The sequence below is a fragment of the Bradyrhizobium sp. USDA 4541 genome (assembly GCF_024171085.1).
In the GTDB taxonomy this organism is placed as follows: domain Bacteria; phylum Pseudomonadota; class Alphaproteobacteria; order Rhizobiales; family Xanthobacteraceae; genus Bradyrhizobium; species Bradyrhizobium australafricanum.
Map to the genome: position 1 here is coordinate 2,969,448 of NZ_JALJZF010000001.1, position 25,162 is coordinate 2,994,609.

24 protein-coding genes are annotated in these 25,162 nt (G+C 63.7%); 18 read left to right on the forward strand and 6 right to left on the reverse strand.

What is annotated here, in order from left to right; all coding sequences use genetic code 11:
* Positions 1 to 134 precede the first annotated feature (134 nt).
* Positions 135 to 449 carry a hypothetical protein gene (locus tag J2R80_RS13985; RefSeq protein ID WP_253638751.1) on the forward strand — a complete coding sequence of 105 codons (315 nt, stop codon included), beginning with the start codon at positions 135 to 137 and terminating at the stop codon, positions 447 to 449.
* A gap of 534 nt (positions 450 to 983) precedes the next feature.
* Here J2R80_RS13985 and J2R80_RS13990 read toward each other — a convergent pair.
* Positions 984 to 1,247: a hypothetical protein gene (locus J2R80_RS13990; RefSeq protein ID WP_253638752.1), complete on the reverse strand. Its 264-nt coding sequence runs from the start codon at positions 1,245 to 1,247 to the stop codon at positions 984 to 986.
* A 455-nt stretch (positions 1,248 to 1,702) separates the two neighbouring features.
* Here J2R80_RS13990 and J2R80_RS13995 point away from each other — a divergent pair, with 455 nt between their 5' ends.
* Positions 1,703 to 1,918 carry a hypothetical protein gene (locus J2R80_RS13995; RefSeq protein WP_253606941.1) on the forward strand — a complete coding sequence of 72 codons (216 nt, stop codon included), beginning with the start codon at positions 1,703 to 1,705 and terminating at the stop codon, positions 1,916 to 1,918.
* 425 nt (positions 1,919 to 2,343) lie between these two features.
* Here the strand turns inward: J2R80_RS13995 and J2R80_RS14000 are convergent, their stop codons facing one another.
* From J2R80_RS14000 to dctP, 5 genes are all read right to left on the reverse strand, one after another.
* The gene (locus J2R80_RS14000) at positions 2,344 to 3,012 is read right to left on the reverse strand and encodes an outer membrane protein (RefSeq protein WP_253638753.1); all 669 of its coding nucleotides are present in this window, start codon (positions 3,010 to 3,012) and stop codon (positions 2,344 to 2,346) included.
* A gap of 748 nt (positions 3,013 to 3,760) precedes the next feature.
* Positions 3,761 to 5,290, reverse strand: a complete 1,530-nt coding sequence (locus tag J2R80_RS14005) for a class I adenylate-forming enzyme family protein (RefSeq protein WP_253638754.1) — start codon at positions 5,288 to 5,290, stop codon at positions 3,761 to 3,763.
* Positions 5,291 to 5,322: 32 nt separating this feature from the next.
* A complete protein-coding gene (locus J2R80_RS14010) occupies positions 5,323 to 6,606 on the reverse strand; it encodes a TRAP transporter large permease (protein WP_229188887.1) in 1,284 nt (427 codons plus the stop codon).
* 107 nt (positions 6,607 to 6,713) lie between these two features.
* Positions 6,714 to 7,217: a TRAP transporter small permease gene (locus J2R80_RS14015; protein ID WP_057017373.1), complete on the reverse strand. Its 504-nt coding sequence runs from the start codon at positions 7,215 to 7,217 to the stop codon at positions 6,714 to 6,716.
* A 9-nt stretch (positions 7,218 to 7,226) separates the two neighbouring features.
* Positions 7,227 to 8,249, reverse strand: coding sequence for a TRAP transporter substrate-binding protein DctP (gene dctP / locus J2R80_RS14020; RefSeq protein WP_253638755.1), 1,023 nt, complete (start codon positions 8,247 to 8,249; stop codon positions 7,227 to 7,229).
* A gap of 404 nt (positions 8,250 to 8,653) precedes the next feature.
* On the opposite strand from dctP, the gene J2R80_RS14025 reads away from it, so the two are divergent.
* The 16 genes from J2R80_RS14025 to J2R80_RS14100 all read left to right on the forward strand — a co-directional run bounded on the left by J2R80_RS14025 (position 8,654) and on the right by J2R80_RS14100 (position 25,139).
* Positions 8,654 to 9,814 (forward strand): ABC transporter substrate-binding protein, encoded by a 1,161-nt coding sequence (locus J2R80_RS14025; protein ID WP_253638756.1) that lies wholly within the window; start codon positions 8,654 to 8,656, stop codon positions 9,812 to 9,814.
* 10 nt (positions 9,815 to 9,824) lie between these two features.
* Positions 9,825 to 10,691, forward strand: a complete 867-nt coding sequence (locus tag J2R80_RS14030) for a branched-chain amino acid ABC transporter permease (RefSeq protein ID WP_253638757.1) — start codon at positions 9,825 to 9,827, stop codon at positions 10,689 to 10,691.
* Positions 10,692 to 10,695: 4 nt separating this feature from the next.
* Positions 10,696 to 11,733 carry a branched-chain amino acid ABC transporter permease gene (locus tag J2R80_RS14035; protein ID WP_253638758.1) on the forward strand — a complete coding sequence of 346 codons (1,038 nt, stop codon included), beginning with the start codon at positions 10,696 to 10,698 and terminating at the stop codon, positions 11,731 to 11,733.
* Complete coding sequence (locus tag J2R80_RS14040; RefSeq protein ID WP_076826880.1) at positions 11,730 to 12,488, forward strand: ABC transporter ATP-binding protein; 759 nt, start codon at positions 11,730 to 11,732, stop codon at positions 12,486 to 12,488. The genes J2R80_RS14035 and J2R80_RS14040 overlap by 4 nt, the downstream gene beginning before the upstream one ends.
* The gene (locus J2R80_RS14045) at positions 12,488 to 13,180 is read left to right on the forward strand and encodes an ABC transporter ATP-binding protein (RefSeq protein ID WP_050387518.1); all 693 of its coding nucleotides are present in this window, start codon (positions 12,488 to 12,490) and stop codon (positions 13,178 to 13,180) included. Before J2R80_RS14040 ends, J2R80_RS14045 begins: the two co-directional genes overlap by 1 nt.
* Positions 13,180 to 14,574 (forward strand): MmgE/PrpD family protein, encoded by a 1,395-nt coding sequence (locus tag J2R80_RS14050; RefSeq protein WP_253638759.1) that lies wholly within the window; start codon positions 13,180 to 13,182, stop codon positions 14,572 to 14,574. Before J2R80_RS14045 ends, J2R80_RS14050 begins: the two co-directional genes overlap by 1 nt.
* A complete protein-coding gene (locus tag J2R80_RS14055; protein ID WP_057017379.1) occupies positions 14,571 to 15,380 on the forward strand; it encodes an SDR family NAD(P)-dependent oxidoreductase in 810 nt (269 codons plus the stop codon). Before J2R80_RS14050 ends, J2R80_RS14055 begins: the two co-directional genes overlap by 4 nt.
* Positions 15,381 to 15,459: 79 nt before the next feature.
* Positions 15,460 to 16,623, forward strand: a complete 1,164-nt coding sequence (locus tag J2R80_RS14060; RefSeq protein ID WP_057017380.1) for a CaiB/BaiF CoA-transferase family protein — start codon at positions 15,460 to 15,462, stop codon at positions 16,621 to 16,623.
* Positions 16,613 to 17,407 (forward strand): enoyl-CoA hydratase/isomerase family protein, encoded by a 795-nt coding sequence (locus J2R80_RS14065; RefSeq protein ID WP_057017381.1) that lies wholly within the window; start codon positions 16,613 to 16,615, stop codon positions 17,405 to 17,407. Before J2R80_RS14060 ends, J2R80_RS14065 begins: the two co-directional genes overlap by 11 nt.
* Positions 17,408 to 17,420: 13 nt before the next feature.
* Complete coding sequence (locus J2R80_RS14070) at positions 17,421 to 18,356, forward strand: hydroxymethylglutaryl-CoA lyase (RefSeq protein ID WP_253638760.1); 936 nt, start codon at positions 17,421 to 17,423, stop codon at positions 18,354 to 18,356.
* An 11-nt stretch (positions 18,357 to 18,367) separates the two neighbouring features.
* Complete coding sequence (locus J2R80_RS14075) at positions 18,368 to 19,570, forward strand: acyl-CoA dehydrogenase family protein (protein WP_375162579.1); 1,203 nt, start codon at positions 18,368 to 18,370, stop codon at positions 19,568 to 19,570.
* Between the two features lie 11 nt (positions 19,571 to 19,581).
* A complete protein-coding gene (locus J2R80_RS14080) occupies positions 19,582 to 20,955 on the forward strand; it encodes an MmgE/PrpD family protein (RefSeq protein ID WP_229188879.1) in 1,374 nt (457 codons plus the stop codon).
* An 8-nt stretch (positions 20,956 to 20,963) separates the two neighbouring features.
* Positions 20,964 to 21,776, forward strand: a complete 813-nt coding sequence (locus tag J2R80_RS14085) for an aspartate/glutamate racemase family protein (RefSeq protein ID WP_253638761.1) — start codon at positions 20,964 to 20,966, stop codon at positions 21,774 to 21,776.
* A complete protein-coding gene (locus J2R80_RS14090; RefSeq protein ID WP_253638762.1) occupies positions 21,773 to 22,660 on the forward strand; it encodes an MBL fold metallo-hydrolase in 888 nt (295 codons plus the stop codon). Before J2R80_RS14085 ends, J2R80_RS14090 begins: the two co-directional genes overlap by 4 nt.
* 219 nt (positions 22,661 to 22,879) lie before the next feature.
* Positions 22,880 to 23,887 (forward strand): LacI family DNA-binding transcriptional regulator, encoded by a 1,008-nt coding sequence (locus tag J2R80_RS14095; RefSeq protein ID WP_233475241.1) that lies wholly within the window; start codon positions 22,880 to 22,882, stop codon positions 23,885 to 23,887.
* The gene (locus J2R80_RS14100; protein WP_253638763.1) at positions 23,769 to 25,139 is read left to right on the forward strand and encodes an NADH:flavin oxidoreductase/NADH oxidase; all 1,371 of its coding nucleotides are present in this window, start codon (positions 23,769 to 23,771) and stop codon (positions 25,137 to 25,139) included. The genes J2R80_RS14095 and J2R80_RS14100 overlap by 119 nt, the downstream gene beginning before the upstream one ends.
* Positions 25,140 to 25,162: the final 23 nt, after the last annotated feature.

Consider the following 25,162-nt stretch of genomic DNA (forward strand, 5'->3'; position numbering starts at 1 on the left):
GTCGTGCTCGAGATGCCGAACGAAATTGCGCGCCTTGCAATGAACGATCAGTTCGGAGCGTGGTCGGGCGCCGTTGGCAACGCTTTTGCGGTGACGCGAGGCCCCAGTCCAAGCTGGGGGCATTCGGATTCATAATGACGCCACGAATCGTTGTCACGAACGTACAACCGTATTTGGGGATGACAATGCGGGCAAAAAAAATGGAAAGGGCGGTTGGTTCCAACCAATCGCTGCTTGAACTGCTGCAGGCAGAACTTGCAGCCCTCAACTCGCAAATCGAAGCGGTTGAAAAGACGCGGGCAGAAACGCAATCGATCGATGAGTTGAGACAGTGTGCGATCCGCGCGTGTCGACGGATCGACGAGATTCGTTCCATCGTTGCTGCCGAACAGTCGAACGACGCGCCCAACAGCGCAACTCGTGAATCTCCGTCTACGGTTGCTCGTTGAAGCATGTTCGAGACGCTGTTTTAAGTATCGCCGGCCGCGTGGTCCGTCTCTCGGATTCCTGAGCGGTAGACGCGATCAAGGCGCTCGCCAAACGGGGGCGGCGATGCTCCGCTCGCTCGTCTGCGGCGGTCGTCCTGAAGGCGAGGACGAATCTCGACTTGCGTCATGCGCTTGGGCATCGGCCCTAACCAAAATCGTCCCTTAGATCCCGACAGCGGTGCGTGTCGCAATCAGCCAACTTCCGGTTGTAGCGCGATCAGCAAGATCGCCACCGCGACCACTGCGAGCCAGCATTCAGCGGCGATGATGGCCCATTCGGTGCCTGTTCGATTTTTCATTGGCGCCACCTTTTTCGACGGCTCCGACGTGAGTCTGAGGGGCTTCAACGTCGAAGCGGTCTTCGCCAGTGCTTCGGCCTATCCGAGTTTGATGCGCTGTGGGGCTCGGCTGATCCGAATGACGATCAGATCACACTCGGCCTTGGATGGAAGTGCACTTTGTGCCAACGCAACTGGTTCCGCTGTCCTGCTTGTATCATGGTTCATGCACAACGCAGGTCGTCCTTCGTGCGGCACCCAATTGTGTTGCCGCCAGTGCATTCCAAGCCAGGCCGAAGCTCAGTCCGATGGACGACACTTGATCCGCGTTGAGCGCAAGCCTGATTTCCCATCCGCGTCCATGGCGGCGTGAAATCAAAACTTCGGACGACCCAAATCCGCGCACGTCGCGTTTCCATTCGCGCAGCATTAGAATCAATTCCTTCTCTTCTGCGCTCACTTCTATTCTGGACATCGCCATCACCGCATCAAGCCACCCCAACCGGCAAAGCTATTGAGCGCCTCAACGCCGCGTCAACACGCGCGCGTGCATATCCGACTTGGCACTCGATGGCTGTCACCCGTCTCGCAAGCTCCGCTGACGCAAGCGACGGCCCCGACGTGCTGTCTGAGGGCCGCGCCGGAGCCGTCTTTGCCAGTATTTCGGATTGGCCGAGCCGATGCGCGTGCTCGGTCGATCCGATGTACGCAATGAGATCACAACCGCCTCGTGATGGGATGTGCAGTCCGTGCCAACAGCACGAGTTCCATGGTCACGATTGCATCATAATCAATCAACAACCAATACGCCCACGCGTGTTGCTGTTCCATCGAATGCGTTTCACTTTGCATTTTCCTCGGCGGTGGTGGGCGACTCATGATCCAGCACTGGACTCGCAAAGTGTGTCGGCTAGCACTCGCCGGGGAACGGAGGCCATGATGAAACGCTGCGACCGCAAGCGCTCCGACATGACGCCGTGCGTGATTACCGACGGCGCGGATGCCTATAGCTTCGAGAGCGATCAGGACACCCACCCGATCTGCGTTGGCTGCGGTCGCAGCCCGCAAGTTACAGGCGTGGCGCCACCCGCCGATTGGGCTGAGCAGGTTGCCGACTATCTGAAGGCCGTGCAGATCAGGCAGCGGCGCTGAAGCCTCGCAGCGCGCGGCGCCCATGCAGCAGATCCGACCGGCCTGCCCAATCCACCAGCCCGGCCGAACCGCTCGCAACGGGCCTCGTGTTCGCGCTCGATCAGCCCGATGAGCGCTAGCTGCCATCGTCCCTTGCAGGTCAGTTCCATGACGCATTGATCGTCGTGCGTCATGTCGTCACGGATCAGTCCGTCGCGCGGCAAAACTGGGCCGCCGACCGAGGAGGTCGGTGTCAACGATTGCGGCTCACCCGGACCTTGAGGATGCTCGGAGTAGTGCGCGGTCGCTTCGTATTGGCCTCACGGCGTTGCGTCAGTCGACCGCACAAGAGGCTTCCAATCCGGGAGAAACCACCGTTTCAACGAAAAAGCTCCGGGCCTTTGTTTGGCCCGGAGCTCTCATGTCGCTTGGAGTTAAGCGAGCGATCAGTACCTGGCGACGGCCGGGCCGCCCAGGTTGAACCTGTAGTTCAAGCCCGCCTTGATGGTGTGCTGGTCGTTGCGGAAGCTGCCGATAAAGCCGAGAGAATCGGACACGTTGACGGTGCCGAAGTCATAGTACTGGTATTCGAGCTTGCCCGACCAGTTCTGGGTAAACATGTATTCGAGACCGGCACCGACGGTGTAGCCGTCACGGCCGCCGTCGCCGCCGAAGCCGTTCGAGAAGCGCGTGTCAGCCCAGGCATAGCCGCCCTTGACGTAAAGCAGCGCCGGACCCCAAGTGTAGCCGAGGCGGCCGGTTACCGAACCGAGGCCACGATTAGCGAAGCTCGAACTGGTATCCAGAAAACTATAGTTGGCTTCAAGACCCAGCACCCAGCTCGGCGCGAACTGGTAATCATAGCCAGCCTGCACGCCGCCCATGAACACACCGTCGTTGCCACCGCCGAAGCCGGGGGCGAGGACGTTGTCGTTGCCACCGAACGCACCACCGACGTGACCACCGATGTAGAACCCGGTCCAGTTGTAGATCGGGGTCGGAGCAACATAGGGCGGAGCCTTGGTGTAGGGCTGCGGCGCGAGATCAGCCGCGGAAGCGGGCGCGACCGCGCCGAGCGCGATCATGCCGGCGGTGACAAGCAGAATTTTCTTCATCTTTTTCATTCCAACTTTCTTGTACTAGCCCAGCCCCAAGTTCATCGCCTATCAGACACGTGCGGAATTGCTGTAACTTGGCTGCAACAGGCGGCGCCAAACGCGGGCTGCTCAGGGCAAGGGCGAGAGACGCTTGGCGTTAGGCGAGTTTGGAACTTTCGTGACGCGCATTATGCATTGCAGATCACGTCCCGGCGCAACGCGTCGGTGGATAGATGACTATCTTCGCATGGAACTGGGGCGAGCTCGAAGACGACCGAGAGCGAAGCGCAGGCCTGCAGCGCTTGTCGAGCCAAAAGGAAGAGTCACTATCGGGCTTCTGTCCCGTAGCGGAACGAAGTGGGAGGCCCCGACGCATACCAGCCCCGCGCCGCGGTCCGTTTGCGTGCGCGCAACACCCCGCCCGATATCTCTGACAGATTGATCCAGCGATAATGCAGGGCAGCGTCCCGATGATAGGAGTCCTGAACCAGGCTGTGTCAATCACCGGAGAGGATGTCGCAGCAGACTCGTCCGATGAGCCACGAAATAAGGCCAAGGGCGGCGATCACGACTCCAACTATTGGGGCAAACGCCACGTAATGGCGATAGGTCGTCGATTGGGGCGCTACGTAAGCCTTCTCGTTCGCTGGACGGTGCCGTTCTCGTGAAAACGGCGTGCTGTGCGTTCGGCCGGAGTAAAGTGCCCGTAATGCGGTCACATTCTCTGCGCTTGCAACGCGAACTCGGCTTCGTCGCTCGCGCTGAACTAGGAGCGCTTTTCGAGTCGCGGCCGCGGCCCTTCGGTGATGCGGAACCGGGACAGCACGTCGGTGCGAATGGCGCCGCGGAGGATCTTGCCGATTCCGTTGCGCGGCAATTCGTCGAGGGCAAGCAGCAGGCGCGGACGCTTGTAGTCGGTCATGTTCGGCACCACGCGATTGATGCGCTCCTCCCAGCCTGGTGCGGGATTTTCCACCGCTGCCAGAATGACCTCGCCCCAATAGTCCGAGGGAATGCCGACCACCGCGACTTCCGATGGCTGCAGCGCCGGCGCAAGCAACCGTTCGACCTCTTCCGGCGCTACTTTGTAGCCGCCCGACTTGATGACGTCGGCGCTACGGCCGGTGAGGTGCAGCCGGCCGCGTGCATCGAGATAGCCGAGATCGCCGGTTTCGTGGAATTCATTCGGTGCCAATCGGACGAAACCCTCGGCGGTGCGGTATCCGGCCATCAGATGTTGCGCGCGCATCAGGACTTCGCCGCCATCGCCCATGGCGGCCGGCCGGCCGTCCTCGCCGCGGATGACGATTTCAACACCGGGAGCGGGCCAGCCGACGCAGGCGTCCTCGCCTCCGGATGCATACCAGGACTCGGTCTCCTCGGCTTCAAGCACTGTGATCGGATTGAATACCTCGCTCTTGCCATAGGTCACCCGCACCACGGGGCCGAACATCTCCTTGACGCGCGCGTAGAGCGTGGGCTTCAGCACGGCCGTGCCGCAGAAGATCGTGCGCAGCGACGAGAACTGGCGCGTGCCCGCGGCAGCCACGATCTTTGCCAGCACGGTCGGCGGCGCAAACATCGCATCGCATGCGCCGCGTGCAAGGATATCAAGTACGCGCGGCGGGTCGACGCCGTCGAGCAGTGTCACGGCCGCACCCGACGACAGATAGGCATGCGTCATCAACGAGGAGCCGTGCGAGAATGGCGTCATCAGCAGGACGTTGCTGCCGGCACCCGGGCGGAACGGCAGGTTCGCCCGCAGCAATATGTTGGCCGTCCAGCGGCCGATCTGGCTGTGAACCGCGCCTTTCGGACGTCCGGTGGTACCAGAGGTGAAGACGATACGCGCCGGCGCGTCGCCGTCGACCTGCGAAAAGGCGGCCGGATCCAACGCGGTCCGTTCGATGCTTTCGACCTCGATGATGATCGGACCGCCGGCGGCCTTTTCGGTCGCGAGGGCCGCGCCGGTGATCAACAGACGAACGTTGGAGACCGCGAGGCAGTAAGCGCGTTCGTCGCTGCTCAGCGCAGGGTTGATCGGGACTTCGACGGCGCCCGCCAGCATGACGCCGAAAGTGGCCGCAACGGCGTCGGCGCTGTTGCGGAACAATGTAGCCACGGCATCTGCCGGGCCGATCCCGGCCTGCATCAGGGCATCCGCAACGCCGGCGGCTTTGGCGAACAACTCCGCATAGGACGTCGTGCCGGCGGCGTCGACGACAGCCGGCCTGTTGCCGTAGCGGAGCGCGAGCGTGGAGAATTCGCCGGCCCAATGGATTGATTTCGATAACATGCTCGAGTTCTCCGTCGAGACGATCCGCGCTGCTAGCCCGCGCCATAGACCAGATTGGGCAGCCAGAGCGAAAGCTGTGGGACATAGGTGATGATTGCAAGGCACAGCAGCAGCAGGCCGAGGAACGGCAGAACGCCGCGCACCACTTCGGTGACCGGCGCCGTCGAAATCGTGGCCAGCACGTAGAGGTTCAGTCCGACCGGGGGATGAACCAGCGCGATCTCCATGTTGTGGGTGAAGACGATCGCGAAATGGACGGGATCGATTCCGAGCGGTTTCAGCGCAGGCGCAAGGATCGGCATCACCACCAGCAGCGTGGCGGCGACCTCGAGAAAGCATCCGAGCACGAGCAGCAGCACGTTGATCGCGAGCAGGAATTGCCAGGGATGAAGCTGGTTGTCGAGCGTGAACTTCACCAGCGAGGCCGGGATGCCCGAGTCCGTCATCCAGTGGCCGAACGCCAAAGCGGTCGCGACGATGATCATGATCGTCGCGGCGCTCTTGATTGCCTCGGCGATCACCTCGAGCGTCTGGCTGACCTTAAAGCCGCGATAGAAGAACAGGCTGACGAGAAGAGCCACCGTGGCCGAGACCGCGGCTGCTTCGGTGACCGTCATCAGGCCGCCGTAGATTCCGACCATCACGATGAAAGGCACGCACAGCGCGGGCAGGGCATTGAGGCTCATCCGCACCAGTTCGGCGCGAGGCACGGACGGTTCGCGCGGCAGCTCGTATTTGTGCGAGTAGTAGAACACCCAGCCGAAGAACATCGCCGCCTGCAGCAGCCCGGGAAGGATGCCGGCCAGGAACAGGCGCGGCACGGACTGCTCTGCGATCAGCCCGTAAAGAATCAGCGACAGGCTGGGTGGAATCACGATGCCGATCGTGCCGGAAGCGCCGACCACGCCAAGCGCAAAATGACGCGGATAGCCGCGCTCGATCATCGCCGGCACCAGAATGGTGCCCATGGCGAGCGCAGTCGCAACTGAGGAGCCGCAGATCGCGGCAAACAGGGTACATGACACCACCGTCACGAGACCGAGTGCGCCCCGCAATCGTCCGAACCAGGCGATCGCGACATCGACCAGCGCCTTGGCGACGCCGCCGCGCCGCATGAATGCGGCGGCCATCACGAACAGCGGCAAGGCCATCAGTGTGCTGGAATTCATTTCATCGGCGATCTTCTGCGCGATCGCCACCAGAGGCTGGTCGCTGAAGCCGAACAGGACCGCCGCGCAGAGACCCAACACCAGAAAGATCGGCATTCCCGCGCAGAGCAGCCCGAAGAACATCAGCAGGAAAAGCATCGTCCACATCGTGTCGGTCTCGTTGTTGCTGGACCTGAAGCGTCCCGATGCGGGACCACGACGGTCAGTTTGCCGATGGCAGATCGGTCATCAAGACGGCTGACGTCGTCGATCGCTCAATGATCGTGAACGGCGATGACCATGGTGGCGGGATCGAAGCGGAATACGAGCAAATAAAGCTTGATGACGTAGCGCAACAGCATCAGCACGGCGCCGGTCAGGATGGCCGAGTAGTAGATCCACATCGGGAATTCGAGGCCCGTGATGCTGCGCTCGTCGAGGCTGCGGGCGACATCCGCAACCTGGAAGCCGCAATAGGCCAGGCCGCCACAAAACAAGATCGCGACACAGCAGTTGAATGCCTCGACCCATCTTTGCCCTTGCGGCGGCAACAGTCGCAGCACGACGTCGGGCCTGACATGCCCATCGGTCCGGACCAACTGGCTCGACGCCAGAAACACCGCCCAGACCGTCAGATAGACCACTACCTCCTCGCCATTGATGAAGGCGAAGTTCTTGTTCACGTAGCGACCGATGACCTGAGCGGTCCCGACCGTCAGCGCGGCGGCACCAAGAACTCCTATCAACAGGAGTTCAAGCCTGTTCCAGATCTTCATCATGGGTGGCAATCAATGGCCGACGGTCGTTACATCCGCCTGCACCTGCAGCAGCAAGGCGGGCGAAATCCGCAACTCCTTCGCGATGCCGTCCTGCAAAGGCAGCATCTTGGCGCGGACCGCAGCGAGCGCGCTCTCGGACGGCGAAACGAACACGATGCCGTTCTTTTCCAGCGTGTGGCGCGCCTCGGTCTGAGCTTCTTCCATACTCTTGCGGTAGGCCTGGATGTTCTCCTGCCAGAGGTCGACGACCAGCTTCTGGAGATCCGGCGGCAGCTTCTTGTAGAAGCTCTCGCTGATCATCGGCACGTAGAACCCGACGAATTCGCGATCCGCAAATCCATATTTCACGCCGGATTCCCAGAGCTTTGCGCTGGCAAGGCTTTCATCGGTCGAGCTCAGCCCGTCGAACGTGCCTTGCGAGAGCGCCAGCGGAACGTCCGGCCAGGCTGTGACGTTCGGTGTTGCATTGAAGAACTTGGCTCGCGCCGATTGTGCGGCACCGCCGGAGTTGCGGATCTTCATGCCGGCCTGATCGGCGAAGTCGCGGATCGCCTTGTTGGTGCTGTAGGTGTTTTGATATCCGAGCTGCAGCCAGGGGCCGAGCAATTTGACATCGAGCTTGCTCTCGAATTGCTTGTTGATGATCTCGCCGATCTTGCCGTCGGCAGCAGCATAGACCACCGGGTAGGGCTGCCCGAAAAATGCCGGCAGCTGGAAGACGTCTGCATCGGGGACGAAGCCGGTCAGCACCCAGGTGCCGGGGATCGCCATCTCGACGGCGCCCTGACGAAGCGCCTTCACCACGTCGCGGTCGCGAAACAACTGGCCGCTGTGGAACAGCTCGGTCGTGATCCGGCCGCCGGATTTTTCCTGCAGCTTCTTCAGGTAGTCGGCGGCAGACAATGTCCGTCCGTGTGTCGCCGACGTGTCCACCGAAGCCCGCAGCTTGAACTGAGGTTCGGCTGCTAGCGCTCCCTGGCTGCACTGAATCGCAAGCACGGAAAGCACGGCCGTCACGGCGCCCCGCATCATCGAGTTTCTCCCCTTGGCCGTCATCTTCTGTCCGCGACGGGTCACGGAAGCTAACGGGCAGGCTAGGTTGATTCAAGTGGAACGTTTCATTTCATAGGTGTGTCAGTAGCGATGCGTCGTTTGGAGTTTCTGATGGATCATTCGATCAACAGGGTAAATTACTGTTATTATTCATGTTTATTGCATGTCCAGAATGGTGGCTCATCTCAAGCATAGCTGATCTGCCCTATTTTTCATGAAACGTTTCATTGACAAGGCGACCTCCGCGCGCCTAGCGTCCCGGCGCCGAGCGATACGCGCGGCCCCGGGGCGAACGCTTCGGGTTTCCACGCAACAAGTGGACGGCGCATGAGCCGCAACAAATTACGGGGGGAATGATGAGCACTACGCGGAGAAATCTGCTGTTGTCTGGCATCGCCGTCGGCGCTGCGCTGGCCAGTTCGAATGTCTCGGTGATGGCGGCGGGACAGGAATTGACGCTCGGCGTCGTCGGCGTTCTGTCGGGTCCCGCTGCGCAATGGGGCCTCGCGCTGCGCGGCGCGGTCGAACTCGTCGCCGCCGAGGCCAACCGGGACGGCCTGATCAAGGTCGACGGGGCGCCATGCAAGGTCAACGTCGTTGCCATCGACAGCAAATACACGGCCGAAGGCGCCGCCGCTGCAGCCAACACGTTGGCAGGGCAGGGCGTTAAATTCATCATCGGCCCGATCGGCTCGCCCGAGCTCACCGGCGTGAAGCCGATCGCCAAGCGCAATTCGATGCTGGTGATGGGCAACGGCTACGCCAAGGATGCGCTGTCGCCGCAGTTGCCACTGGTGTTCCACATGGGGCCGGGTCCTTCGGGCTGGGCCGAGCCGATCATCAAGATCGCCAAGCAGAAGTTCGGCATGAAGAGCGTGGTGCTGGTCGCGCCGAACGACCAGGGTGGCACGGATATCGCGAGCGTCGACGCCGACGCATACAAGAGAAGCGGCATCACCGCTTCCGAAGAATATTATCAGCGTGGCACCACCAATTTCGCGCCGATCGTGACCCGGATCATGAACGCGAAGCCCGACGCCGTCGATCTCGCTTCATCGCCCCCTGGCGACGCCGGCATCATCGTGAAGCAATTGCGTCAGGCTGGCTTTGAGGGACCGATCGGACGTCTCGGCGGTCCGGGATACACCGAAATCTCCCGCGTCGCCGGTGGCGACGAGGTGCTGAAGGACTTCTATTGGTACGAGCCGGTTCTCATCGACGAGAAAGTGCAAATGATCGCCGACGAGTACAAGAAGCTGCTCGGTGCCGAGCGGCCGGAAAACAATCTGTTCTTTCAGTGGGTCTCCGCCGCCCGCATGGTAACCAAAGCCATCGCCAAGGCCGGTACCATCTCGGACACGGCCAAGGTTGCCGAGGCCCTGCGATCGTTGCCGGTTGAGGATCCCAATATCGGTCCCGGTCACTGGATCGGGCAGGATTTCTTCGGCATCAACCAGGAACTGTCGTTCCCGTTCGGTGTCGGACTCGTGGAAAAAGGCAAGCTGCAACCGACCATCAGGGTCGAAGCGGCCGGCGGCAAGTAGCGGGTACTCCGTGCAAGGTTTTGTCGCCACCTGCCTCATCGGCATCAGCCTGGGTGCGCAGTACGCGCTGCTCGCCCTCGGCTTCACCCTGATCTTCGGCATTCTGGGAGTCGTCAATTTCGCGCATGGCGGCTTCTACGTTCTCGGAGGATATCTCGCCTATTCCGCGGTGACCTATCTTGGCATGCCCTACGCGCTGGCGGTGATCTGCGCGGCGCTGGGCACCACGCTGCTCGGATTCCTGTTCGAACGCTTCGTGCTGGATCGCGTGATCGACGATCATCTGGCGACGCTGATGCTGACGCTCGGCCTCTATTTGATGATGTCGAGCGGCATATTGGTGGTGTTCGGACCGCAATCTCCGGCCTTCGCCTTTCCATTGACCGGTGTCATTCACGGCCATGGCTTCTTTGTGCCGATCGAGAATCTCGTGGTGCTGGGCGTCTGCATCGTCGGGATCCTGTCGATCTACGGCCTGATCTATTACACCGATTTCGGCCGCGCGCTGCGAGCGCTGGCCGATGACCGCGCGGTGGCGACAGCGCAGGGACTGCGTCCCGCGATTCTGTTCCCGGCCGCCTTCGCCCTGGCGACGGGGCTCGCCGGCCTCACCGGCGCGCTGGTCACACCGATCCTGTCGCTCGCGCCGCATATCGGCGATCCTGTGCTGGCGACGTCCTTCCTGATCGTCATTCTCGGCGGTCTCGGTAGCATCGGTGGTGCGACAGTCGCGGCTTTCATCGTCGGCATGGCGGAGGCGTTCTCTGCGGTCTATCTCGGTGGCTCGAAGGGCGCACTCGCGCTGTTCGTGCTCGTCCTGGTCATGCTGGTCGTCAAGCCATCGGGTCTGTTCGGTCACCGGGTTCGGGGAGCTTGAGCACATGACAGCCCGCACCCTTTCCAAGCGCGGCGACCTGGCCGAGGCAGCAAGCGTCGTGGTCATCGCGGCCGCTTTCGTAGTTCCCTGGCTCAGCCAGAACCCGATGGTCTATTCGCTGGCCAACCAGATGCTGATCGCGATTACGGCCGCGTTCAGCGTCTACATCATGCTGCGCATGAATCTGATGACCTTCGCGGTGCCGACCTTCATGGCGATCGGCGGTTACACCGTCGCGATCCTGGGGCTTCGTCACGGCGTGACCGACGTGCTGCTGCTGGGGCTTGCGAGCTTCGTGGTGCCGGCGCTGTTTGCGCTGCCGCTCGGCGCGCTGGTGCTCCGTCTGACCGGCGTCTATTTCGTGCTGGTCACGTTCGTCCTCACCGAGATCACGCAACTGTTGCTGTTTGAAACGCCGGGGTGGACCGGGGGGGCCAATGGACTGGTCGGCATGCCGGCCGTGACGCTGTTCGGGCTGGAGCTCGCCGACAACCGCGCGGTGCTGCAGGTCACGATCGGGCTGGCGCTCGCCGGCGCTATCGTCACCGCTGCGGTGACCCGCACGCTGCGCCAGCATTTCGCGGCGATCGAGGAGAACGAACTGCTCGCCCAGAGTCTTGGTCTCGTCGTCTGGCACTACAAGGCGTTCGGCTTCGCCATCGCCGCGGGCGTATCCGGGCTCGCCGGCTTCGCCCTCGTCAACATGCTGCTCACGGCCCATCCGACCTCGTTCAGCGCGCTGTCATCGGTCAACTACATTGCCTATGCGATCATCGGTGGGAAGAGCAGCATGCTTGGCCCGGTTGTCGGTGGCGCCCTGCTGATCTGGGCGGGAGACGTCTTCGCATTGCGCGGGGAGTATTCCCAGTTCCTGTTCGGCTTCCTGATCGTGGTGGTGGTGCTGGTCGCGCGCGAGGGCGTCGTCGGGACGATCCATCGCCTCGGCGTCCGCGTGTTTTCGCCACCGTCGCCGTCGCGGTCTTCCACCGTCGCCTCGTCGCCGACGCTGAGTGTGCCCAATGCGATGGAGCCCCTGCAATGACGGCTGAACGCACCGGACGGACCGACGGCGGCGCGCTGCTCGAGGTCGCAGCGATCTCCAAGCGTTTCGGCGGGCTGCATGTCTTCGACAATGTCAGCTTCGCCATCCCGCCAGGCGACGTCCTCGGCGTGATCGGACCGAACGGCGCCGGCAAGACCACGCTCATCAACGTCATTTGCGGCATGCTGCCGCCGACCATCGGCCGGGTGCGGCTCGACGGCAAGGATATGACCGGCAAGCCGCTACATGCCGTCAGTCGCATGGGAATTATCCGCAGCTTCCAACAGACCAACACCTTCCGTACGGCATCGGTCCGCGAGAACATTTCGAGGGCCCTTCGCTTCAGCGGCAGTGGGCCCGGATGGGACAGCGTCGCGCCGCTGATCGACGAGTTCGAGCTCGAACCGCAGCTCGACGAGCAGAGCGACAAGCTGCCGTACGGGCTCCAGAAGATGCTGGGCCTTATTCTGGCTTGCGCCGCCCGGCCGAAAGTCCTCCTGCTCGACGAGCCGGCGGCCGGTCTCGAGCGGCGGGAGCGCCTGCGGGTCGATGCTTTCGTGCGCCACGTGAGGACGGAGCTCGGTTGCGGGGTCCTGATCGTCGAGCATGACATGGATCTCGTGCGCCGCCTCTGTCCAAGAATACTGGTGCTCGATTCCGGTCGTGTCCTGGCCGAGGGCGCTCCGGCCGACGTCCTGGCACGCAAGGATGTCATTGACGCCTATCTCGGGACAGTGGACGAGGAGGCGGCCTGATGCTGGCGGTGAAAGACCTCGAAGTCCGCTACGGCGGCATCACGGCAATCAGCGGCGTCTCGATCGACGTCGCCGAGGGCGAGACGGTGCTGCTGATCGGCGCCAATGGTGCCGGCAAGTCGAGCCTGATCAACGCCATCATCGGTCTGGTCCAGGCCTCGCATGGCAGCGTGCGCTTCGCGGGCCGTGATCTCAGTGCCGTATCCTGCGATGGGCGCGCGCGGGCCGGAATTGGGTATTCGCCCGAAGGGCGCCGCGTGTTCCCGACCATGTCGGTCGCTGACAACGTCCTGAGCGGCGCCTGCTGGCACGGCGGAGCGAGCCAGCGCCAAGCCTGGGCCTGGCTTTGTGGCATCTTTCCGATCCTGAAGGAGCGCGCCAGCCAGCCGGCCGGACAATTGTCGGGGGGACAACAGCAGATCGTCGCCTTGGCGCGCGCCATGAGTTCGTTTCCCAAGCTGCTGCTGCTGGATGAACCCTTCCTCGGGCTCGCGCCGGTGTGGATCGCGCAGATCAGCGAGGCGATCCGTCATATGCAACAGCGCGGCACGACCATTCTCATGACCGAGCAGATGGCGCGTCCGGCGCTCAAGCTTGCCACACGCGGCTACGTGATGCGCGGTGGCGAGGTCAGGCGGAGCGGCACCGTCGCCGAAATTCGCGACGTTGCGCTTGCCGAGGAGTATTTGTGATGTCCGCTACTTTGAACGCCACTGCGCTGCTCGGGACCTTCGCCGCAACGACGTCGGCGAGCGAACTGTCCCCGGATGTCGCCACGAAGGCAGCCGTTTGCCTGCTGGACTCGCTGGGGCTCGCGCTCGCGGCGCGACACGAGCCGACGGCCGCGGCCGCGCGCGCGATGTCCGCGGAGGTGCTGCCTGGACCGCGCACCGCGCGCATCTGGGCGAGCGGCAAACATGCCGCGCTGTCCGAGGCGGTTCTCGCCAACGGCATTGCCGTTCACGCCCATTTTCAGGACGACACCGACCACGATTCATGGACGCACCCGGGATCCCTGATTGCGCCGGTCGCGGTGTCGCTTGGTGAAACGCTGGATGCGCCGCTGCGCACCGTATTGACCGCTCTCACGGTCGGCTATTCCACGCTCAAATGGCTTGGTGCGGGTGAAGTCGTTGCCCGCGGCCTGATCGGCAGGGGCGTGCGGACCAGCCCGACCTTCGGCACGATCGGTGCTGCGGCGGCGGCCGCAGCCGCACTTGGGCTCGATCCACCGAGGTCCACCAGCGCGGTTGCAATCGCGGCCTGCACGACCGGCGGCACGCTGGAGCCGGTGCGCTGCGGCTCCGATGAATGGCGCGTACAGAACGGGCGCGCCGCCCAGGGCGGGCTGGTGGCCGCGGAGCTTGCGGCGCGCGGCGTCCAGGGGGCGCCCGATGCGCTGGAAGGACCGAAGGGATTGTTGCGCTCGCTTGCCGGCCTCGATCGCACGCCAGAACAATGGCAGCGAGGCCCCGATGTCGCGACGATGATCGGCATCATGGCAAAGCCGTTCGCAACCCTGGGCGACAACATGTCGGCGGTGCTGGCGGCGCATATGCTTCACCGCGACGGCATCGATCTGTCGCAGGTGAAGCGGATCACCGTGACGATCTGGGAGCCCTATACGCAATATCCGGGAACGTCATTCAAGGGACCGTTCACGCGGACCGTGCAGACCCAGGCCAGCACCGCCTTTGCGGTCGCCGCCATGCTGCGCTACGGCCGCCTCGACTACGAGATGGGCGTCGAGCACCGCCAGGACCGGGAGATTATGGCACTCGTCGGAAAAACGATCGTCGAGCCGGACGCGGTCGGCACCCATCTCGACGCGACCGTCGAGTTGGAGATGGAAAATGGTGCGCGTCTTCGCCGGACCGCGCGCGAGGCGCCCAAGGTTCTGGTGTTCCAGGACGAAGCCCGCGCCACCGAGGTTTTCGATAGCCGCTTGGCCGGCACCGGAATTCCGGCCGGCGAAGGCGCCAGCCTTGCGGCCGAGGTTTTCGCCTCGGCACGTAGTGGCGGATCGATGCCTGTGCGCAGGCTGCTCGACCGCCTGACCCGATCTCAAAGGGATGCGATCAAATGAAACTTGGACTTGAAGGCAAGACTGCGATCGTCACCGGCGGCAGCAAGGGCATTGGTCTCGAGACCGTACGCTTGCTGGCGGAGGAGGGTGTCAAGGTTCTGGTCTGCGCGCGCCGCGAGGACGCGCTGGCCGAATGTCGTTCTGACGTCGAGCGGAGCACCGGCGTCAAGGTCGAAACGCTGTCGCTTGATGTGACGGATCTGAAGCAGATCGAGCGGCTGCCGGCGGTCGCCCGCGACCGTCTCGGCCGCGTCGACATCCTGGTCAACAATGCCGGCACGGGCACCTACAAGCCGTTCCTCGAAGTCACCGACGAGGAACTGCAATACGGCATGGCGATCAATTTCTTCGCTCAGTTCCGTATCTGTCAGCGCATCATCCCGATCATGATCGAGCAGAACGGCGGCGGCATCGTCAACGTGTCGGGCGAAACCGGGATCATGGTGACGATGCCGCCGTTCCTGTCGTCATGCACCGGTCCGGCCAAGTCGGCCGAAATCCGCTTCTCCAAGATTCTCGCCAACGAATTCGGGCCGCACAACATTCGCGTCAACTGCGTCGTTCCCGGTTTCGTCAATACTCCGGAACGTTTTGCAAAATGGGAGCGTGAGCTCGCCAAGCGCAATCTGGGCGAAGAGGAGGCGGAAGCCGAACGCAAGCGCTGGTCGGAAAATAACTCGATGCGCAACACGCGCTGGGGCACGCCGGAGGAACTCGCCAATTTGATCGTCTTCGCGCTGTCCGACCGCGCGAGCTTCGTCAACGGCGCGGTGCTGGTTGCCGACAATGCGCAGGACAAGTCGTGAAAGCGCCGCCGCTCGACATGATGAATCGATTGATGACAACAGGAACGGCGGCGGCCCTTGCGGCAGCCGGGAGGATTTGATGGACGTTGACAAGCCGCTCGCTGGTATCACCGTGATTGAACTCGGACACAGCGTGGCCGCCCCCTATGCCGGATTGATTCTGGCCGATCTCGGCGCCCGTGTGATCAAGGTCGAAAATCCCAAAAGCGGCGATTATGCGCGTGGCTGGGGGCCGCCGTTCTGGAACGGAACGGCAAGTGTGTTCCATAGTCTCAATCGCGGCAAGGAAGGCATCACCGTCGATTTCGGCGCAGCGGAGGATTGCGAGAGGCTGAAGTCGCTGATCCTGAACGAGGCCGATGCCGTCATCCAGAATCTGCGGCCCGGCATTCTGGACAAGTTTGGTCTCACCGCGGATGCGCTCAGCGCCGCGAAGCCATCGCTGATCTGGTGCGACATCGGCGCGTTCGGCGCCAAGGGGCCGCTCGCCAGCAAGCCCGGCTACGATCCGCTCGCACAGGCCAGCACCGGCATCATGAGCGTCACCGGCGAGGGCGGCCGGCCGCCGGTGCGTGTCGGCGTCTCGCTGGTCGACATGGGCTCCGGCATGTGGGCAGTGATCGGCATGCTCGCCGCGTTGGTGGCGCGCAACAAGGGCGGTCAGGGCCGCAGCGTTGCGACCTCGCTTTACGAGACCGGGCTCGCGTGGATGACCGTTCCGCTGGCCGGCTATGCGGCGTCAGGTGAGGTGCGCAAGCCCTATGGATCGGGCACCGCGGAAATCGCGCCCTATCAGGCATTCGAGGCGTCCGACGGATGGCTGATGATTGCCGCCGGCAACGACAATCTGTTCCGCAAGCTGTGCGTGGCGTTGAGCCTCGAGGCGCTTGCGCATGATCCTGACTTCGCGACCAACGCGGCAAGGGTCGTCAACCGCGAACGACTGATCCCCCAAATCGCGGCCGCGGTGCGTAAGTATACGGCCGATGCGCTCGGCGGCATTCTCGACGGCGCCGGGGTTCCCAATGCACCGCTGCTGACCACCGACCAGGTTGCGGAGCATCCACAAACCCGCGCCCTCGACATGATGGTGCGTTGTGCTGGCGACGATATCGATCTTGTCGGCGTTCCGCTTGCCTTCGACGGTACGCGACCACGCGCGCGCACCGCTGCGCCGGCGCTCGGCCAGCACAATGCCATTCTTCGAAAGCCTGCGAGCAAGGGAGCCATCAATGCGAACTGATTTCCAGACCATCAAGGTCGAACGGCGTGATGGCGATATCCTGCTGGTGACGTTGCACCGGCCGGAAGCGTCCAATGCGATGAACACCCAGATGGGCCTTGATCTGGTGGAACTGTTCGAGGGCTTCTCGACCGACATCGAGGGGTTGCGCGCGGTGATCCTGACCGGACACGGCGACAAGGCGTTCTGCGCCGGGGGCGATCTGAAGCAGCGCAACGGCATGACGGACGAGGCCTGGCAGGCACAGCATCTGGTCTTCGAGCGCATGCTGCGCGCTCTGCTGGGCTGTCCGATTCCCGTGATCGGCGCGATCAACGGTGCGGCCTATGGCGGCGGCTGCGAGATCGCGGCGGCGCTCGACTTCGTCTACGCCTCGACCAATGCGCGCTTCGCGCTGACCGAAGTGACGCTCGGCATCATGCCAGGTGGCGGCGGCACGCAGAATCTGCCGCGCGCCGTCGGCGAGCGCCGCGCCAAGGAATTGATCCTGTCCGGCCAGCCGTTCTCGGCTGCCGAGGCCGAGCAGTGGGGACTGGTCAATCGGGTGCTGCCGCCAGGGGAATTGCTGGAGGCGACCTTCGCCATCGCCCATCGCATCGCTGCCAATGGCCCGATCTCGGTGCGCCAGGCCAAGCAGGCGATCCATCGCGGTTTGCAGATGTCGCTCGCCGATGGCCTCGCCTTCGAGATCGAGGCCTACAACCGTCTGGTCCCGACGGCGGACCGGCGCGAAGGCGTGCTGGCGTTCAACGAGCGCCGCAAACCCAACTTTCAAGGCAAGTAGAAGGAGGCGCGAAATGCGTGAGAAAGCTCATGTTCGCGAGGTCGGACCCCGCGACGGCATTCAGATGGTCAAAACGATCTTGCCGAGCGCGCGCAAGCTGGCCTGGTGCCGTGGCGCGGTGGAGGCCGGAATCCGCGAGATCGAGGTGACCTCATTCGTGCCGGCCAAGGTGATCCCGCAATTTGCCGACGCGGAGGAGGTGGCCCGCGGCGCGCTGACAATGCCGGGCTTGCGGCCCTCGGTTCTGGTTCCGAATCTGAAGGGGGCCGAGCGCGCCTTCGCGCTCGGTGTGCCAATCGTCAACTACGTGCTGTCGGCGAGCGAGGAGCACAACCAGGCCAATGTTCGCCGCAGCACAGAAGAGTCGCTGCAGGACTTCGCGCGCATCGCCGCGGAGCGCGATCAGCGCCCCGGAGCACGAATCGGACTTGGTGCGGGCATCGCGACCGCGTTCGGCTGCACCATCTCGGGGACGGTATCGGAGGCACGAGTGGTCGAGATCGCGGTGCGACTCGCCGGGATGGGCGCCGACGAGATCATCGTCGCCGATACGGTCGGCTATGGCGATCCGGGTCAGGTCCGCCGCCTGATGGGCGCGGTGATCGCCGCGGTGCGTCCACTGCCGGTCGCCTGCCACTTCCACGACACGCGCGGTCTCGGTCTCGCCAATGTGACGGCGGCACTGGATGCGGGTGTACGCGCCTTCGACGCATCCCTCGCCGGACTCGGCGGCTGTCCGTTCGCACCCGGCGCCACCGGCAACATCGACACCGAGGATACCGTCTTCCTGCTCGAGCAACTCGGTTTCGATACCGGCGCCGATGTCGAGCGGCTGGTCGCCTTGCGACGCGAGGTCGAGAGCTGGCTGCCCGGCGAACGGTGCTCCGGCGCGATCGCCCGCGCCGGCCTGCCCAAAACGTTCCGCGTGTCGGCCAGCGCCGCCGCCTGAAAGGATATGACATGAACTATCACGACGCCGCCCAAACCGCCGACATGGAGGTCACCGTCACGTTGGGCGAGGATTTCTCCGACCTGCGCAACACGGTGCGGCAGATCTGCAAGGGCTTTCCGGGCGAATACTGGCGCAAGCTCGACGATCAAAGCGCCTATCCGACCGAATTCGTCGCGGCGTTGACGGAGGCGGGATTCCTCGGCGCGCTGATCCCGGAGGAATATGGCGGTTCGGGCCTGCCGCTGCGTGCGGCGGCAGTGATCCTCGAAGAGATCAATGCGAACGGCTGCAGCGCCAGTCCCGCGCATGCCCAGATGTACATCATGGGTACGTTGCTTCGTCACGGCAACGAGACCCAGAAGCGGACCTACCTGCCGGAAATCGCGGCGGGACGGCTGCGGCTGCAGGCCTTTGGCGTAACCGAGCCCAATACCGGCTCCGATACCACCCAGCTCAAGACCCGCGCCGAGCGTCAGGGGGACGTCTATGTCGTCAACGGCCAGAAGGTCTGGACGTCGCGGGCGCTGCACTCCGACCTGATGCTGCTGCTGGCGCGCACCAGTCCGGTCGATCAGGTGAAGCGGCGCACCGACGGACTTTCGGTGTTCCTCGTCGACTTGCGTGAGGCCAAGGGCAACGGCGTCGAAATCCGCCCGATCAAGGCGATGGTCAATCACAATGCGACAGAGGTGTTCATCGAGAACCTGAAAGTGCCGGTCGCCAATCTCATCGGGGAGGAAGGCAAGGGCTTTCGCTACATCCTCGACGGCATGAACGCCGAACGAATCCTGGTCGCCTCCGAATGTGTGGGCGACGGACGCTGGCTTCTCGGCAAGGGCGTCGCTTATGCCAATGAGCGGCGCGTCTTCGGACGATCGATCGGCCAGAATCAAGGCATCCAGTTTCCGCTGGCGCGCGCCTACGCCGAACTCGAAGCCGCCGACATGATGTGCCGCCGCGCCGCCGCGCTGTTCCAGGCCGGGCAGCCCTGCGGAGCAGACGCCAATATCGCCAAGCTGCTGGCGTCGGAGGCCACCTGGAAGGCTGCCGATACGACATTCCAGACCCATGGCGGCTTCGCCTTTGCGCAGGAATACGACGTCGAGCGCAAGTGGCGTGAGGTCCGTCTTTACCAGACAGCCCCGATCTCGACCAACATGGTGCTGGCCTTTGTGGCGCAGCACGTGCTCGGTCTTCCGCGTTCCTACTGAGGAGACGACCCATGCTGGATATCACGCGTCAGACGGCCAATTTTGTAGCCGGCCTCAAGCTGTCCGATCTGTCCGGCCGCTGCCGCGAGGCGGCGCGGACCGGCATCATCGACTGCGTCGGCGTCATGATCGCTGGCGCCGCCGAGCAGCCGGTGCGGATCGTGTCGGCGATGGTGGCCGCGTCCACGCAGAACGACGGCGCGCCCGAGGTTCCGTCGGGCCGCAATCTCGCGGCGCCGGATGCTGCGCTCGTCAACGGCGTCGCGGCGCATGTGCTCGACTATGACGACGTGGCGCTGGCCGGACATCCGAGCACGGTGCTGGTGCCGGCCATCCTGGCCGAAGGCTGGTCGCTCGACTCCAGCGGTGCCGACGCGCTCGCCGCCTATGCCGCGGGCTACGAAGTCTGGGCGCAGGTCATTGCGCTGGAGCCCGGTCACCTCCATGAGCGCGGCTTTCACCCGACGGCCGTGATGGGCGCGCTCGCCACCGCGGCCGCCTGTGCGCGGCTGCGCAATCTCGACTCCACGAAGACCGCGCATGCCATCGCGATCGCCGCCTCGCTCGCCTCCGGACTGGTCGCCAATTTCGGCACCATGACCAAATCGCTGCATGCCGGCCGCACCGCTCAATCCGGCGTGCTTGCCGCGCGCCTCGCCGATCAGGGATTTACCGCATCGCTGGACGTGCTCGAGCACCAAACCGGCTTCCTGCGCGCCCATTCGCCATCGGGCACGCCGGATATCGAAAACGGGACGATCGATATAGGCCGCAACTGGCGGCTGGCCGATCTCGGCATCAATGTGAAGCGCTATCCGACCTGCTATGCGACCCATCGTTCGATCGACGCGATGATTGGCCTGGTGAATGCGCACAAGCTCAAACCCGACGACGTGAAGGAAATTCGGGTCCACACCGGCGTCACCCAAAGGCTGATGTTGCGCAACACCAATCCGCAGACCGGTCTCGAGGCCAAGTTCAGCATGGAATTCGCGATGACCGCCGCGCTGATCGCCGGCCGTGTCGGGCTGTCCGAGCTCACCGATGAGTTCGTCTCGCGGCCCGACGTCGGCGCTACCTTCGCCAAGGTTCGCTGCACGACGACGGACGAGATCATGCCGGGCGACCAGCCGTTCGCGCCGGCCGACCGCGTCAGCGTCGTGTTGACGTCGGGCGAAGTGCTTGAGCACGCGCCGGTGGTTCATGCCAAGGGCAGCTGGCAGCGCCCGCTTTTGCGCGACGAACTGCAGGATAAGTTCATGGACTGCGCGACCCGGGTGTTCAAGCAAGGCCAGGCCGCAGCACTGTTCGAGCAGCTCTGGAATATCGAGGACCTCGGGTCGATCCGTTCGCTGCGCCTGACCAACGATCGGGGCGACGCATGAGCGCGGCAATGCCTGGGAAGAGATCGACGCCGCGGATCTGGCACCAGTCGGTCAACGAGCTCGATCATCTCGAAGTCTACAAGCGCGCGCTCGAGGCCCATGCGGCGGAAATCCTTGGCGACGACGCCGAGGTCGTCGTCCACGGGCTTCCGTCCGGATCATACGCCGGCGCTTCGGCCACTGCGGTGCTCGGCAATGCATTCGCCTATCACCGCATTCTCAGCCGGGTGATCGACAATGCGATCGCGGCCGAGCGGCAGGGTTATGATGCCTTCGTGATCGGCTCGTTCAGCGAGCCGTTTCTGCGCGAGATCCGCTCCGCGGTGGATATTCCCGTCGCCTCGCTGACCGAGAGTGGTCTTCTGGTCGGCTGCTCGCTCGGCAGCTATGTGGCATTGATCTCCAATGCGCCGGCGGTGCAGTGGATGACGAAGGTGGCGGTCGACAAGCACAAGCTCGCCGCGCGTGTGCTGGAGGTCGCGGCGATGGATCCGCCGCTCGACGAGCCGCAGCTGGCGCGTGCTTACGCCGACCCGGCTCCGGTCATCGCAAATTTCACCGCCGCGGCCGAGCGCCTGGTGGCGCGCGGCGCTGACGTCATCATTCCGGCGGAAGGCGTGCTGGCGGAACTCTTGGTTCGTCACGGCGTCCACCGCATCGCCGGTGCTCCTGTGATGGACGTGTTTGCCGTCACCTGGGCCTACGCGCTGATGCAGATCAGGCTCTGGTCGAAGGCGCAACTTGGCGTGGGCCGGAGCTGGCACCACAGGCGCGACGATGCAGCGATCGTTGCAAGATTTTGGCAAGGGGACGCACAATGAGCACTTCACCCTCAACGCAAGTCGCAGGAGTCTATCACCGCAGGCTTGGCGACGCGCTGGTCACCGGCCTCAGCGACGGTTACGTCGACATGGGATACACGATCTTTCGCAATATGCCCGAGGAGGAAACCAAGGCCATTCTGGCGCGCGATCACCGCACCTCGCCGCCGCGCATCTCGGTCAACGCCTTTGCCGTGCGCATGGACAACCGGACCTACCTGATCGACTGCGGATCAGCGGATCTGATGGGGCCGACCTGCGGTCGCCTGCCGGCAAATCTCGCTGCCGCCGGCATCGATCCGGCCTCGGTCGACGCGGTGCTGCTGACCCATGTCCATCCCGACCATTCCAACGGGCTGACAGATGCCGCAACCGGAACGCGGCTGTTTCCCAATGCGGAAGTCATCGTCCATGAGAACGAGATCAATCACTGGTTCAACGACGAGGCGATGGCCAAGGCGGCCGAGCGGCCCCGGCGCCGCTATTTCGAGGCCGGCCGCACCCAGCTGAAGCCCTATATGGCTGCCGATCGCGTCAAGACATTCCGGAAGGGCGAGGTGCTCCCGGGCGTCACGGCGATCCCGATCCACGGTCATACCCCCGGCCACGCCGCCTATGTCGTATCGCGCGGCCGCGAATCAATGGTGGTTTGGGGAGACACGGTCCATGTGCCGGAGATCCAGGTTGCACGTCCGGAAGTGACAATGGAATTCGACACCGACCCCGAGGCCGCCGCGGCCGCTCGTCAGATGATGTTCGACGTGGTGGTCACTGACGACATGCTGGTCGGCGGCATGCATCTGCATTTCCCCGGGTTCGGACATATGCGGCGCGAGACAGGCCGATACAGCCTGGTGGCGGAGCAGTGGGCGTTCGAAGTATGAGCCGCAATATCGTCGAAGCCGACGCCATCTGATCGTTCCGGAACAAGGACGGGAGGCCAGGCCGTTTGGATCACGGTGGAGAAATGCACAAATCATTTGCCTTCGGCCGGCGGATAGCACCTGCGGCCGAATTGGCTTCCGCGTATTGTGCAGGGGATTGAGGTCTCAGCCCCGGTGATGGTGATGGCAGAACAGCAAACGGCAGGTCGCGGAAGCAAATTGACGATCCGCGACGTGGCGACCGCAGCGGGCGTTTCGACCGGCACGGTGTCGCGGGTGCTCAATGCCAATGCCACCGTCCATCCCGACATCCGCCGGAAGGTCCAGCGCGCAATCGATGATCTGGGCTATACGCCGAACGCGGTTGCTCAGAGCATGCGCATCCGGTCGACCCACACGATCGGCTGCATCTTGCGTGAGATCAACATTCCGCAACTCGCGGGCTTCGTCAAAGCCGCGCACGACGTGCTGGACGAGGTCGGATTCTCGCTGCTCATCTCCAACTCGGAAGGCCGCAAGGAGCGTGAGCGAGAGCTGCTCAGCCGGCTGTCGCGGCGGCAGGCCGACGGCGTGATGATGGGGCCGTACACGCCGATCGCCGGTGAGTTCGAGGCCTTCCTGCGCGATCTCGATATTCCGATCGTGCTGATCGATCGTGATCAGCCGGATTGGACTGATGCCGTTATGGCCGATCACGCCGAAGGGATGCGCGTCGCGGTCAGTCATTTGCTCGATCTTGGTCATCGGCGCGTGGCGCTGATCACCGGCGACGCCGGGCTCTATCCGGCGCGCGAACGCGTTCGCGGCTATCAGGAGGCTTTTGCCGCGCGAAATCTCGAGCCCGATCCCTCGCTCGTTCACGCCGGGAGCTTCCTGCCCGGCGCTGGATTTCGTATCACCTCGGCATTGCTCGGCCAGCGCAACCCTCCGACCGCGATCATTTCCGGCGGCATCGACATGCTGTCTGGCGTGCTGCGCGCGGTGCGCGGGCGAGGCCTGCGGATACCTGAGGACGTGTCGCTGATCGCGTCAGGCCATTCCGAGCTCGCCGAGCTCGTCTCGCCGGCCGTCGCCATCATCGGCTGGGATCAGGCGGAGGTCGGCCGGATTGCGGCTGGCATGCTGCTCGATCGCATCCGAAACGACGGTCCGCACGAGCCGCGGCGCGTGCTCGTGCCCAACGAGTTCATCCCGCGCGCGTCGCTGGGGCCCCCAAGACGTACCTGAAGACTTGCCGTCCATGGCACGAACGGACGGCCATAGCATGCAAGGAGACAATTCCATGAGTGGTGAAATGATCAACGGCAAAGAAGACGAGCGGCCGATGCTGTTCAAGCCACTCACGATTCGAGGCCTTACGCTGAAGAACCGCCTCGTCGTGCCGCCGATGGTCCATTACAGCTGCGAACCGGGAAATACCTGCGGAGCGTTTCATCTCGTACACCTTGGTCGCTATGCGCTCGGTGGATTTGGGCTCGTCTTCGTCGAAGTGACGGCGGTGGAGGAAGTCGGACTCACCAACGAAAACGATCTCGGCATCTGGAATGACGAGCAGGCCGAGAGCTTCAAGCCGCTGGTCGCCTTCATGAAGCGTCAGGGGACGGCGATCGGCATTCAGATCGGCCACGGCGGCCGCAAGTCGTCGGCACAGTCCGCCATGCAAGGCATGGGGCCGCTGACCGAAGAGAATCTGAAAGCCGGCGCCAGGATCTGGCAACCGGTAGGCCCGACCGCCGAACCGGTCGCCAAGGGCTGGCTGACGCCACGGCAATTGACCACCGCCGAGTGCAAGGCCATGGTCGGCACCTGGGCAGCCGCTGCAAGGCGGGCGGTTGCCGCCGGGTTCGACACCATCGAGATCCACACCGCGCACGGCTATCTGCTGGCCTCGTTCCTGTCGCCGGTCTCCAACACACGTAATGACGAGTATGGCGGCGACCGCGCCGGGCGCATGCGTCTGCCGCTCGAGATCGTCGAGGCGGTGCGCCGCGAAATGCCGGCGGACATGCCGCTGTTCGTGCGCGTCTCGTCCGTCGACGGCACTGTCGAGGGCTGGAACATGGATGATACGGTCGCCTTCGCGCGCGAGCTGAAGACGCGCGGCGTCGACGTCGTCGACTGTTCCTCCGGCGGAATCTCCGGCGCGGCTACGGCAGCGCAAGTGCCGCGCAGCCTCGGCTTCCAGGTTCCTTTCGCCGAGCGCGTGCGCAAGGAGGCGGATGTCACCACCATGGCCGTCGGCATCATTCTCGAGGCGCAGCAGGCCGAGGCCATCCTTCAGAAAGGCCAAGCCGACCTCATTGCCGTCGGGCGGCAATCGCAGTTCAATCCCAACATCGCACACCACTGGGCGCACGATCTCGGCATCAACAGCCGTTTCGAAGATTGGTCGCCCGAGTTCGGCTGGTGGCTCGAGAAGCGGATCAAGACTCTCCAGGGCTTTGCCACGCCGACGGGCGTCGTTACGCGTCACTCCTGACCGGCGTCACACACATCGCTCGC

Bases quoted from the DNA above. Each gene is read 5' to 3' on its own strand.
- J2R80_RS13985 (WP_253638751.1), top strand. From the start codon at position 135: ATGACGCCACGAATCGTTGTCACGAACGTACAACCGTATTTGGGGATG.
- J2R80_RS13990 (WP_253638752.1), bottom strand. From the start codon at position 1,247: ATGGCGATGTCCAGAATAGAAGTGAGCGCAGAAGAGAAGGAATTGATT.
- J2R80_RS13995 (WP_253606941.1), top strand. From the start codon at position 1,703: ATGATGAAACGCTGCGACCGCAAGCGCTCCGACATGACGCCGTGCGTG.
- J2R80_RS14000 (WP_253638753.1), bottom strand. From the start codon at position 3,012: ATGAAGAAAATTCTGCTTGTCACCGCCGGCATGATCGCGCTCGGCGCG.
- J2R80_RS14005 (WP_253638754.1), bottom strand. From the start codon at position 5,290: ATGTTATCGAAATCAATCCATTGGGCCGGCGAATTCTCCACGCTCGCG.
- J2R80_RS14010 (WP_229188887.1), bottom strand. From the start codon at position 6,606: ATGTGGACGATGCTTTTCCTGCTGATGTTCTTCGGGCTGCTCTGCGCG.
- J2R80_RS14015 (WP_057017373.1), bottom strand. From the start codon at position 7,217: ATGATGAAGATCTGGAACAGGCTTGAACTCCTGTTGATAGGAGTTCTT.
- dctP (WP_253638755.1), bottom strand. From the start codon at position 8,249: ATGATGCGGGGCGCCGTGACGGCCGTGCTTTCCGTGCTTGCGATTCAG.
- J2R80_RS14035 (WP_253638758.1), top strand. From the start codon at position 10,696: ATGACAGCCCGCACCCTTTCCAAGCGCGGCGACCTGGCCGAGGCAGCA.
- J2R80_RS14040 (WP_076826880.1), top strand. From the start codon at position 11,730: ATGACGGCTGAACGCACCGGACGGACCGACGGCGGCGCGCTGCTCGAG.
- J2R80_RS14045 (WP_050387518.1), top strand. From the start codon at position 12,488: ATGCTGGCGGTGAAAGACCTCGAAGTCCGCTACGGCGGCATCACGGCA.
- J2R80_RS14050 (WP_253638759.1), top strand. From the start codon at position 13,180: ATGTCCGCTACTTTGAACGCCACTGCGCTGCTCGGGACCTTCGCCGCA.
- J2R80_RS14055 (WP_057017379.1), top strand. From the start codon at position 14,571: ATGAAACTTGGACTTGAAGGCAAGACTGCGATCGTCACCGGCGGCAGC.
- J2R80_RS14060 (WP_057017380.1), top strand. From the start codon at position 15,460: ATGGACGTTGACAAGCCGCTCGCTGGTATCACCGTGATTGAACTCGGA.
- J2R80_RS14065 (WP_057017381.1), top strand. From the start codon at position 16,613: ATGCGAACTGATTTCCAGACCATCAAGGTCGAACGGCGTGATGGCGAT.
- J2R80_RS14070 (WP_253638760.1), top strand. From the start codon at position 17,421: ATGCGTGAGAAAGCTCATGTTCGCGAGGTCGGACCCCGCGACGGCATT.
- J2R80_RS14075 (WP_375162579.1), top strand. From the start codon at position 18,368: ATGAACTATCACGACGCCGCCCAAACCGCCGACATGGAGGTCACCGTC.
- J2R80_RS14080 (WP_229188879.1), top strand. From the start codon at position 19,582: ATGCTGGATATCACGCGTCAGACGGCCAATTTTGTAGCCGGCCTCAAG.
- J2R80_RS14085 (WP_253638761.1), top strand. From the start codon at position 20,964: ATGCCTGGGAAGAGATCGACGCCGCGGATCTGGCACCAGTCGGTCAAC.
- J2R80_RS14090 (WP_253638762.1), top strand. From the start codon at position 21,773: ATGAGCACTTCACCCTCAACGCAAGTCGCAGGAGTCTATCACCGCAGG.